The following is an 11,007-nucleotide window of genomic DNA, read 5'->3' on the forward strand; positions in this document are numbered from 1 at the left end:
CACACCAGCCACCCTAGAGAAGACAAATTTTTCTGGGTGTATTACTTTTTCCATAAAAAATATATGAATACTGATAAAAATGCTGCGTCTGAAATTACGTTGCAGGGAAGCCAGTATATGATGCATGGCTTTCCAGTGCTTGGTATTCCTGATGAGGAGCGTGCTGTCAAATACTTCAGCCTGAATCCATTTCTACCAAATGTCCAGAACCGTTGCCCGATTGAATGTGCCTATTGTGTCTGCCATCAAGACCGTGACTGGCATCATTATCCACAAAACTTTCAGGATGTCTCATCCCCAGTTGACCTGCTCGATCTTTTGCTAGACTACATTTTTGCTACCCAGGAGGGACAAAAGGGCTTTCCAATTTCACTGTGCGATTACTCTGACCCTTTTATTCCAGCCCATCGAGAACGCGTACTATCAATTCTGGATGCACTGATTGACCGCAAAGCTGCCAATATCGTCTACATAACTACCAAAGTCCATCCCGGTCAATCTTTTCTAGAGCGCCTCAAAACAACTCTAGAGCGACCTCATTCACTTCGAGTCACTGTCTTTGTTAGTCTACCACCCTTGAAACCAGGCTATGAGCAAGCCTCAATTCAGAGTCGGGTACAGTTGTTGCAAGATTTAGTAAACCTTGGTATTCCCTGTTGTTGGTATCTGCGTCCACTGGTTGAAGAGTGGTTTGATGAAGCTTTAATGTGGCAATTAGCACGTACATTATTGCCTCATGTTTCCCGTCACGTTATTCTATCTGGGCTTGTGATGTCTGAAGAGATTGAAGCGAGTCTGTTAAAACAGGAATTAATCGTTCCAAAATGGGATCGCACGCAATCAGGACGTAAGCAATACTTGTCGTTAGAATTCGAGTCAAAACTGCGCTCAATTCTCAGCATTGTTGCTAGCGAGCAAAATATTTCTCTCGGCCCGGTGATGGGACATCGGCTATGTGGTACTAACGGTAATCATGCTTATGGCTGCTTGATTTGCGCTAAACAAAATCGGTATTGCCAGCTTTTTCAACTTCATCACTATGGTGAAACGATCGCTACCGAAGATAATCAACGCCTCAAGACGCTACTGAGACAAGATGCAGTGAAAGTAAACTCACGAGAGCCATCAACAGAAGAATGTCACTAAAGTTATCCAACTTAAAGCGAAACTAGAAACAGTCTGATTGCTTCACCGCTACGCGTCTACAAAATTATTGTATTGGAGCATAAAGAGGGAAAATTATCTTGCAATTGTAGATCAATTTTGAACACACCCAACAATGAAATTCAGCGAAATCCTCCGTCAATTTGGTGACGCGGCTACCAATCATAGCCTGACTAGCAACCCAGACCAAGACCCAGAAATTACAGGGGTAGCAGCCATTGATGAAGCTACCAACGGTACTCTCAGTTACGTAGAAGGTGCAAAATTTGGGTCTTTTGTTGGCAATACCAATGCTAGTGCTTTAATTTTGCCCCAGGACGAAAAATTACAGACGCTTGCACAACAAAGGGGTATTGTCTGGCTAGCAACCTCAGATCCGCGACTATTGTTTGCCAAAGCGATCGCACTTTTTTATCAACCATATCGCCCTACCCCAGAAATTCATCCTACCGCAGTGATTCACTCCACTGCAAAAGTTGGTAACGATGTTTATATTGGCCCCCATGCTGTGATTCAACAAGGGGTAGAAATTGGTAATGGTGCAATCATTCATCCCAATGTAGTGATTTATCCAGATGCCAAAATAGGCGATCGCACTACCTTACACGCTAACTGTACTATTCACGAACGCACCCACATCGGTGCAGATTGCGTCATTCACAGTGGTGCTGTCATTGGTGCAGAAGGCTTTGGTTTTGTTCCTACCCGGACTGGTTGGTTCAAAATGGAACAATCAGGCTATACAGTCTTAGAAGACGGCGTGGAAGTTGGCTGCAACACTGGTATTGACCGCCCAGCAGTCGGAGAAACACGGGTAGGTCGGAATACAGTAATAGATAGCTTAGTCCAAATAGGTCATGGTTGCCGCATCGGTTCTGGCTGTGCGATCGCAGGTCAGGTTGGCATGGCAGGAGGGGTTCAACTGGGAAATCGCGTTATCTTAGCTGGACAAACAGGAATAGTCAATCAAGTGAAGATGGGAGATGGATCGATGACATCTGCTCAAACTGGAATTCACAGCGATGTTGCACCAGGAGAAGTTGTCTGTGGAACTCCAGCCCTTCCTTACAAACTGTATCTCAAGGTATGTGCTGTCTATGGTCGCCTGCCAGATATGTATCAATCGCTAAAACAATTGCAACGTAAATTCCAAAATAGCAATGAATAAGCTGAAAGTTATCTAAATTACATAACCAAATTCAAATTAATTCTTGTGGGGCGTGAATCTTGCACGTCCCATTCTGTATTCTTCTTCAAGAGGATTTTATTTTTATTCCTATTTACAGATGACAAAAAAAGCTTGTTATAAGTTTATACCAACTTTAGAAATTTGTCGAAAAAAATAAAGATTTAGTTAATGATGTTTTTTTATTTGCTTACAAAAAAATAAGACACTAGAATTTTTATTAAGACAAAGTACGAACTTGTACGGAATATTTACAAAAGAGGTAATAAATTATTCATTTTGACTGTACGTACATTTCAGCTAACCAAAAACAAAAGTTTTTGGAACGCATTATAGTTAAAGTTTGGGCTTAATTATTGAAGATAATCTCAATTTTCCAGCCGATCCTAACCTAAATAAGGATTTGGAAACTTGTGAAATATGATTACAAAAGGTTTGCACATTTTACTATGTGAACTGCCTGAGTAATTGTTCATTATTCACATCAAATCAGTCAATCAAGTATTTGTTAATTAGCATTTGCAAACATACTCTAAAACATAGTTGCAAAGAGTATGCATTTTTTGCTATGCAAGCTGCGTGAATAATTCTCTAGATATTCACGCCCAATTAGACAATCAAGCATCAATAACAACCCAATTATCTGCTAAAATAATGACTGCAACTCTTTCTTTGGATGCTAAGATATCCAACTAATTACAGCAAGTTTTATTAGAAATCACAACTACGCAAGATTTGTCTCTACATCCCTTTGTTCAACGCTTTGCCAAAGGATAATTTTCACAAGATGCAATCCGACAGTTTGCAATGAAAATGCTACCTGGCTCAAACAGATTCAATATGGCTTTTCTGAAAGTCGCGTCTAAAATGGATAGTTACCATGCTAGAACGATTATGCTAGAAAATGCATTTACTGAGCATGGATAACTCAACTCAGACCTTGCTCATGTAGCATTATTTATGCGTTTTATGAAAGGTATTGATTGTCCTCAAATTGATATCAATGCCGAGGATGGAGCGTTTCTCATTCCAGCATTACGCTTTAAAAAATTTGAATTTTGTGATGATGAACCTATAGTACGTTCTTTAGGAAGATTTGCAGCAATTGAACAAGTCTTACCTGGAATTTTCATCAAATACATCGAAGGGCTTCGTAAGATATTTAAAGGTATTGATGACCATACCATCGAATATTTTCATCTCCACTGCCACTTAGACCCAGAACATACAGACGAATTGATTCAAGTGGCTCAAATTTATACCAAGTCTGAAAAAGATGTAGAACTCTTCCGTGAAGGAGTTGAAGATATGGTTAAATCAATTGGCGATATGTTTTCTTGGATGGATGAAAACATCGAAAAAGAAGCGTTGACTTTACAAAGCTAATACCAAAGCGATTCTCAAAATTAAAGTTTAATTAAAGTTATCCAAAATTACCAGTCTTATATATTGTAAGTTGGTTAATTTTGGAAATTTTTTTATCAAAACAGCAATATTGGCGTCAGTTGTCAGAATACAACAAGGTTATTCTATACGACTAACGCCTTGGCGCAGTTGTTCTTGCTTTGCTCCTGAATTCTTCGGCAATTTTTGAAAGTCTCTATTAAAAGCCTTAGCTCAACTTTAATGAGTAAGTCAAATGACCTTTTGCTTGCGGGAAACATCAAGTTCTCTGCGCCTCTGTGGTTAAATAAACGTGAGTTCGACAAGCCCTTTTTTGACCTCTCCCCCAACCCCTCTCCGACACGGAGAGGGGAGCCAAAACCCTAATTTCTCGTTGCTCCTCCCTTTCCCTGTGGGAGAGGGAGGTTGTCCGGGAGAGGTTCATCGAACTCACGTTAAATAAAAGACTTTTGAACCGCACAGACGCAAAGGACGCAGAGAAAAAAAGAGATTTTACCAGTCAGATTAAAAAGGCTAGTCCTAAAACTGAAATCCTAATTTTTCCAACACTGGCTTTGTGGAAACAATGTGACGGTCTAAACCCAGTTCTTTTGGACTAACGCCAAGTGCTAAAGCAATCAATTGGGGTAAATGCAACACTGGTAAACCTAGCTTTTGTTCAATCACTTTTTCTACCTCTGGCTGACGGGAATCTAAATTTAAGTGGCACAGAGGACAAGGTGTAATCATACAGTCAGCACCAGATGCTAAAGCGTCCTGAATATGCATCCCTGCCATCTTAAAAGATTGGGTAGTGGCATAACTAGCAAGAGGCCAACCACAACATTGTGTCCGCCCTCGGTAATAAATTGGTGTTGCACCCACCGCCCGAAACATATTTTCCATCGCTTCCGGTTGGAAAGGGTCGTCATAAGGCATAGATTTTTGGGCGCGTAGGAGATAACAGCCATAAAAAGCCGCACATTTTAATCCAGTTAACTTCCGGGTGACGCGTTTGGTAATTTCCTCTAAACCGTAATCTGTTACTAAGGCATAAAGAAGATGTTTAACGTCAGTACTGCCGCGATAAGGCGAACAACCTTCTTTATTTAGCAAGCTATTAACCTGTTCAATGTAAACAGGGTTAGAAGTCTGACATTCTTTCAGGTGTTCATTGACGTGACCGATAACACCTTGACAAGTACTGCAATGGGTAAGCAAGGGCAGATTTAATTCTTCTGCTAAAGCAATATTTCTGGCGTTGACTGTATCTTCTAGCAGTTGCGAATCTTCTTTAAATGTGCCGGAACCGCAGCAAGCAGCTTTTTTAAGTTCAACTAGTTCAATGCCCAGTGCTTGGGTGAGCGCTTGAGTTGATTGGTAAAGTTCCCGACAGGCCCCTTGAGCAACACAACCAGGGAAGTAAGCGTATTTCAGTGTCTGAGGTAGCATAGAAGTATGTTTGGGTTAGAGCGATCGCTCTAAACAATAACTGTTTTATCATTCCTTGTTAGCATCATTCTGATGTTTGACGTTTAGCTACCTTTTAAGCGTCTAGGTTAAAAGGTCGCAGCATCTACATATTCTTAATTGCTAGCAAGGCTGTAAATACCGATGAGACATTGTCAAAAATTTTAGCAATAATTGGAAAACCAAAGCATTTACACGGAATCGGCGATGGCGTAACGCGCTCCACAGTTCAAGTGTTAAGAGAAAACTTATCCGATTTATTTTAGGAATGGGAGAGGTTTTCTAGCAGAAAAACCCTTGGAAGTATGCGGGCGATCGCGCTTGACGATAAGATGTATATGCTCAAAACAATGTCTCCTCTAAAGAGCAGATCGTAGCAAGTGGTTAAGGACTTTTATTTATGAGCCAAACGGAAATTTTTGAAAAGGTCAAGAAAATCGTCACCGAACAACTGAGTGTTGACGACGATGCCAAAGTTACACCACAAGCCAAGTTCATGGAAGACCTGGGAGCAGATTCCCTCGATACCGTTGAGTTAGTGATGGCTTTGGAAGAAGAATTTGATATCGAAATTCCCGACGAAGCTGCCGAGCAGATTACATCGGTTCAAGAGGCAGTAGATTACATCAATAACAAAGTTGCCGCCTCAGCTTAACTGGGGATTAGAATTGGGGATTGGGATTGGGGAGATTTTTCTCTGATATCTAGCCACTCTTCGCGTGACGCTGCTAATGTCACTAATGCTGACGTTAACGACACTCACTTGAAGTCAGCAAATCCGATGCCAGTCGCTCGTAAAGGAAACCTTTAAGACCGCGCTGGCTCACCAGTACCTAGTCGCTAACCTCAAATTTTTTGCCTGCTGCTTTTTCGCCATTTTTAACTGAATCATGACAGATCATATACGTAAACGCGTTGTTGTAACTGGTGTTGGCGCGATTACACCTATAGGTAACACAGCAACAGAATATTGGGATGGATTATTGAGTGGACGTAATGGCATTGACTACATCACATTATTTGATGCGTCTAGCCATGATTGCCGAATTGCTGGTGAGGTGAAAAACTTCGATCCGCATGATTACTTGGAGCGCAAAGAGGCCAAGCGTATGGATCGGTTTTCCCAATTTGGGGTTGCGGCAGCAAAACAGGCTTTAGCTAACGCAAAGTTAGAGATCAATGACCTGAATGCAGAACAGGTAGGTGTGACGATCGGTTCTGGCGTTGGTGGGATTAAGGTATTAGAAGACCAGCAAACTATCTACCTCAACCGTGGACCCGATCGCTGTAGTCCATTCATGATTCCAATGATGATCGCCAATATGGCCGCAGGATTAACGGCAATTCACACGGGTGCTAAAGGGCCAAACTCTTGTCCTGTAACTGCCTGTGCTGCTGGTTCTAATGCCATTGGAGATGCTTTTCGCTTAATTCAAGGGGGATATGCCCAGGCGATGATTTGTGGGGGAACGGAGTCAGCTGTCACACCATTGTCGATAGCTGGGTTCGCCGCCTGTAAGGCACTGTCTTTTAACAATGATGACCCAGCTCATGCTAGCCGTCCCTTTGACCGCGATCGCAACGGATTTGTTTTGGGTGAAGGTTCAGGAATTTTAATTCTAGAAGAACTGCAACACGCCATCAGTCGCGGCGCTCACATTTATGCTGAAATGATCGGTTATGGTATGACCTGTGATGCCTACCATATCACCTCCCCCGTACCTGGTGGGCTTGGAGCCGCTAGAGCGATCGAACTAGCGCTCAAAGATGCCGGCATAACTCCCGAACAAATTAGCTATATTAATGCCCACGGCACTAGTACCCCAGCTAATGATTCAACTGAAACCTCAGCAATCAAAAAAGCCTTGGGAGAACATGCTTATAAGGTGGCAATTAGCTCCACCAAATCGATGACAGGTCATTTATTGGGCGGTTCTGGAGGTATTGAAGCAGTTGCAACAGTACTAGCGATCACAAATGACCAAATTCCACCAACAATCAATCTGGACAATCCCGATCCAGAGTGTGACTTAGATTACGTGCCTCACTCTAGCCGCGCTCAAAAAGTCGAGATAGCAATATCCAATTCTTTTGGGTTTGGCGGTCATAATGTCACACTGGCCTTTAAGAAATACGTTTAAAAGAAGGCAAAAGGCAGGAGGCAGAGGAGCAGGGGAGATGAGAGAGACAAGGGAGACAAGGGAGACAAGGGGACAAAAAGATAAACAAAACTCCTAACTCTTAACTCCTAACTCTTAACTCAGCACTCCTAATGCCCAATGCCCAAAGTATCAGAAATATCATTCCGATATAATTTAAGCGTTCAACATGACCCAATTATCAGCTTGATTTATCACCAGAAACTCAGGAGATCCCGCTTGTCCATCAACAAGCGGGAGTGGGATGATGAGGATACTGTGGGGAATCTAAAATAACCCCAGCAAGAGAAGCTACGAAGAGTGCTAACCCGTCGTTAAAAACAAGAGATTATGACTGTTGCAACCCAATCCGCCAAAGAATTGTCCGTCGAAGAACTGGCTATTAACTCGATCCGCTTCTTGGCTATTGATGCCGTAGAAAAAGCAAAGTCGGGACACCCAGGACTACCAATGGGTGCGGCTCCGATGGCTTTTGTCCTCTGGGATCGCTTTTTGAAGTTTAATCCCAAGAATCCCAAATGGTTTAATCGCGATCGCTTTGTCTTATCTGCCGGTCATGGCTCAATGTTGCAGTACGCCCTGCTTTACTTGACAGGCTACGACAGTGTAAGCATTGAAGATATCAAGCAATTCCGCCAATGGGAGTCTAAAACCCCCGGACACCCCGAAAACTTCATGACCCCAGGTGTGGAAGTCACCACTGGCCCACTAGGTCAAGGAATTGCTAATGGAGTCGGTTTAGCGATCGCCGAAGCGCACCTTGCCGCTAAATTTAACAAACCCGATAGCAAAATTGTTGACCATTACACCTACGTAATTTTAGGTGACGGTTGCAACATGGAAGGAATTTCCGGTGAAGCTTGTTCTTTCGCAGGACACTTGGGATTAGGCAAACTCATCGCTCTGTACGACGACAACCACATTTCGATCGACGGTTCCACAGATGTGGCATTCACCGAAGATGTTTCCAAGCGCTTTGAAGCTTACGGTTGGCACGTCCAACACGTCGAAGATGGTAACACAGATTTAGAAGCGATCGCCAAAGCAATTGAAGCAGCCAAAGCTGTCACCGATAAGCCTTCTTTCATCAAAGTCACAACCATTATTGGTTACGGTTCCCCCAATAAAGCAAACACCGCTGGCGTTCACGGTGCTGCCCTTGGTGGAGACGAAATAGAATTAACTCGGAAAAATTTGGGTTGGGAATACGAACCTTTCGTAGTTCCAGAAAACGCCCTCAACCACACCCGCAAAGCAGTTGAGCGCGGTGCAGGCTACGAAGACGAATGGAACAAGACTTTTGCCGACTACAAAGCTAAGTATAGCCAAGAAGCGGCTGAATTTGAACGTTACCTAAGCGGCAAGCTACCCGACGGTTGGGACAAGGTACTACCCACCTACACCCCAGAAGACAAAGGACTACCTACCCGCAAACACTCAGAAACCTGCCTCAACAAACTAGCGGGGGTTTTACCTGAATTGATTGGTGGTTCGGCTGACTTAACCCACTCCAACTTGACCGAAATCAAAGGCAAGGGCGACTTCCAAAAAGGGCACTACGAAAACCCCAACATCCACTTTGGTGTGCGGGAACATGGTATGGGCGCAATCTGTAATGGTATAGCGCTCCACAGTTCGGGATTAATTCCCTACGGTGCTACCTTCTTAATCTTCACAGACTATATGCGTGCTGCTATCCGCTTATCCGCGCTTTCACAAGCTGGCGTGATTTGGGTGATGACTCACGATTCCATTGGACAAGGTGAAGATGGGCCAACACACCAACCCATTGAAACTCTCGCTTCCTTGCGAGCAATTCCTAATTTATTAGTGTTTCGTCCCGCAGACGGTAACGAAACCTCTGGCGCTTATAAAATAGCGATTGAAAAAGCGAAGCAAAATGCTCCGTCTCTGTTGGCGTTCACCCGTCAAAACGTTCCCAACTTGGCAGGTACATCGATTGAAGGTGTGGCGAAGGGTGGATACACCGTTGTTGATAGCGAAGGTACACCCGATCTCATCTTGATTGCTACTGGTTCAGAACTGAGCCTTGCCGTCGGCGCAGCCGAAAAACTCAAGGCTGAAGGCAAGAAAGTCCGTGTTGTCTCCCTACCTTCATGGGAACTGTTTGAAGCACAAGATGCGGCTTATAAAGAATCCATTCTGCCGAAAGCTGTCACCAAGCGTTTGTCTGTAGAAGCTGGGGCTAGTTTCGGTTGGCACAAATACGTGGGTACTGAAGGCGATACTGTTAGTATTGATCGCTTTGGTGCTTCGGCTCCAGGCGGTGTTTGTTTAGAAAAGTTTGGCTTTAGCGTTGATAATGTGTTAGCTAAGGCTAAACAATTGTTGGGTTAATAGCAACAGAATATTCTCAAAATTTTGTGAGGTGGGCTGAAATGCCCGCCTTTTTTATGTCAAGAAAGATTAGCTATAATTGGAGTAATAAGTTACTAATTGGGAGGAAGTTATGCAGGAAGTTTCTGAGGAAAGAGACGTACTTCTAACCCGGATAACAAAAATTGTAGAACATTTGATGCAAAAGGATAGTAGCTATCAGTATTATCTAGATAAAGATAAAGCAATTAAAATGATATTTAAATACTATTCTGAGAAAGTTTCTATGGAGGAACTAAAAGCTATGTCTGATTTCAGATTAACAGGGTTTGTTGAGGGAGATATGATGACTTTGTTATTGATTGAAGGGGAAGATGATATAGACCTTAAAGAAATGTCTTATGTTTAGATATAGTAAATTCCTAAGCAGAAGAATGATTTTTTGTTATATAACTTAATATAATGATTAGAAACAAGCCGATCGCGTTATGATTTATAACGCACTATACTTTCATAGTACAATAGTACTAAGTTAGTCCAAAATTACTATTTATACTGAGAGGCAGTATGAAAGCAGAGCTTCTCAAGAGATTTTTTAGAGCGATCGCTAGTTCAGATCAAGACGCGATTGATAAGCTTACATATCTAGTGATTGAGGAAGAACGCAGTAAGGGACATACTCTCTTAGCTGACCAGTTAGAGAATATCACTAAAAAAAGCCAGAAAGAGAAGCCTACTAACATCAGCAAACCTGCTTCTTCAGTACCAGAAAACTTACAAACATTAACTGAATTATCAACCAGTAAGCGATTTAATCTTCCTTTAGTAACTATCATACCAAGGGATCATTTGCGCCATCACATGGTGTTGCCAATAAATATTGAAAAACGTTTCTGTCGAATTGAAGGCGAGTATGCGGCAAGAGATAGGCTTGCTCATCATGGATTGAGTTACAGGCAAAAAATTCTTCTATATGGGCCTCCTGGGTGTGGAAAAACGCTAGGAGCAGAACGTTTAGCTTGGAATACAGGATTACCACTTCTGAAAGTTCGGTTTGATGCAATGGTGTCATCTTTTTTAGGGGAAACTGCAAGCAATTTGAGACTTGTATTTGAGGATGCCTCAAAAAGTCCATGCTTATTGTTTCTTGATAAATGTGACTCAATTGCTAATACCAAATTAATATGAAGCTGCATAGAATAGAGCTTCCAAGATAAAGTTATAAGAAGAGACAGAAATTACCTGCTCAAATGTGAGTTGGTCGAAGATTTCTTGGATGCGCTCGCGTAAAGCTTGTAAAGAAGAGAA

The 11,007-nt window shown here is 42.5% G+C and carries 8 protein-coding genes and 1 pseudogene; 8 read left to right on the forward strand and 1 reads right to left on the reverse strand.

What is annotated here, in order from left to right; genetic code table 11:
* Positions 1-63 precede the first annotated feature (63 nt).
* From RMY32_RS13540 to RMY32_RS13550, 3 genes and pseudogenes are all read left to right on the forward strand, one after another.
* Complete coding sequence (locus RMY32_RS13540) at positions 64-1,146, forward strand: hypothetical protein (RefSeq protein ID WP_322711878.1); 1,083 nt, start codon at positions 64-66, stop codon at positions 1,144-1,146.
* Between the two features lie 133 nt (positions 1,147-1,279).
* Entirely contained in the window at positions 1,280-2,332 is a 1,053-nt protein-coding gene (gene lpxD / locus RMY32_RS13545) for a UDP-3-O-(3-hydroxymyristoyl)glucosamine N-acyltransferase (RefSeq protein WP_322711879.1), read from the forward strand.
* 966 nt (positions 2,333-3,298) lie between these two features.
* Positions 3,299-3,736, forward strand: a pseudogene (locus RMY32_RS13550) (iron-containing redox enzyme family protein); the annotation flags it as partial.
* Positions 3,737-4,273: 537 nt separating this feature from the next.
* Here the strand turns inward: RMY32_RS13550 and RMY32_RS13555 are convergent.
* The gene (locus tag RMY32_RS13555) at positions 4,274-5,185 is read right to left on the reverse strand and encodes a CoB--CoM heterodisulfide reductase iron-sulfur subunit B family protein (RefSeq protein WP_322711880.1); all 912 of its coding nucleotides are present in this window, start codon (positions 5,183-5,185) and stop codon (positions 4,274-4,276) included.
* 418 nt (positions 5,186-5,603) lie between these two features.
* Between RMY32_RS13555 and acpP the strand changes: the two genes are divergently transcribed.
* From acpP to RMY32_RS13580, 5 genes are all read left to right on the forward strand, one after another.
* A complete protein-coding gene (gene acpP / locus RMY32_RS13560; RefSeq protein ID WP_322695706.1) occupies positions 5,604-5,858 on the forward strand; it encodes an acyl carrier protein in 255 nt (84 codons plus the stop codon).
* A gap of 235 nt (positions 5,859-6,093) precedes the next feature.
* Entirely contained in the window at positions 6,094-7,344 is a 1,251-nt protein-coding gene (fabF, locus tag RMY32_RS13565) for a beta-ketoacyl-ACP synthase II (RefSeq protein WP_322711881.1), read from the forward strand.
* A 348-nt stretch (positions 7,345-7,692) separates the two neighbouring features.
* Positions 7,693-9,720, forward strand: a complete 2,028-nt coding sequence (tkt, locus tag RMY32_RS13570) for a transketolase (protein ID WP_322711882.1) — start codon at positions 7,693-7,695, stop codon at positions 9,718-9,720.
* A gap of 112 nt (positions 9,721-9,832) precedes the next feature.
* Positions 9,833-10,108: a hypothetical protein gene (locus RMY32_RS13575; RefSeq protein ID WP_322711883.1), complete on the forward strand. Its 276-nt coding sequence runs from the start codon at positions 9,833-9,835 to the stop codon at positions 10,106-10,108.
* A 158-nt stretch (positions 10,109-10,266) separates the two neighbouring features.
* Positions 10,267-10,887: an ATP-binding protein gene (locus RMY32_RS13580; RefSeq protein ID WP_322711884.1), complete on the forward strand. Its 621-nt coding sequence runs from the start codon at positions 10,267-10,269 to the stop codon at positions 10,885-10,887.
* Positions 10,888-11,007: the final 120 nt, after the last annotated feature.

This window comes from Nostoc sp. ChiSLP03a (assembly GCF_034531215.2).
GTDB lineage: Bacteria > Cyanobacteriota > Cyanobacteriia > Cyanobacteriales > Nostocaceae > Nostoc.

Bases quoted from the DNA above. Each gene is read 5' to 3' on its own strand.
- RMY32_RS13540 (WP_322711878.1), top strand. From the start codon at position 64: ATGAATACTGATAAAAATGCTGCGTCTGAAATTACGTTGCAGGGAAGC.
- lpxD (WP_322711879.1), top strand. From the start codon at position 1,280: ATGAAATTCAGCGAAATCCTCCGTCAATTTGGTGACGCGGCTACCAAT.
- RMY32_RS13555 (WP_322711880.1), bottom strand. From the start codon at position 5,185: ATGCTACCTCAGACACTGAAATACGCTTACTTCCCTGGTTGTGTTGCT.
- acpP (WP_322695706.1), top strand. From the start codon at position 5,604: ATGAGCCAAACGGAAATTTTTGAAAAGGTCAAGAAAATCGTCACCGAA.
- fabF (WP_322711881.1), top strand. From the start codon at position 6,094: ATGACAGATCATATACGTAAACGCGTTGTTGTAACTGGTGTTGGCGCG.
- tkt (WP_322711882.1), top strand. From the start codon at position 7,693: ATGACTGTTGCAACCCAATCCGCCAAAGAATTGTCCGTCGAAGAACTG.
- RMY32_RS13575 (WP_322711883.1), top strand. From the start codon at position 9,833: ATGCAGGAAGTTTCTGAGGAAAGAGACGTACTTCTAACCCGGATAACA.
- RMY32_RS13580 (WP_322711884.1), top strand. From the start codon at position 10,267: ATGAAAGCAGAGCTTCTCAAGAGATTTTTTAGAGCGATCGCTAGTTCA.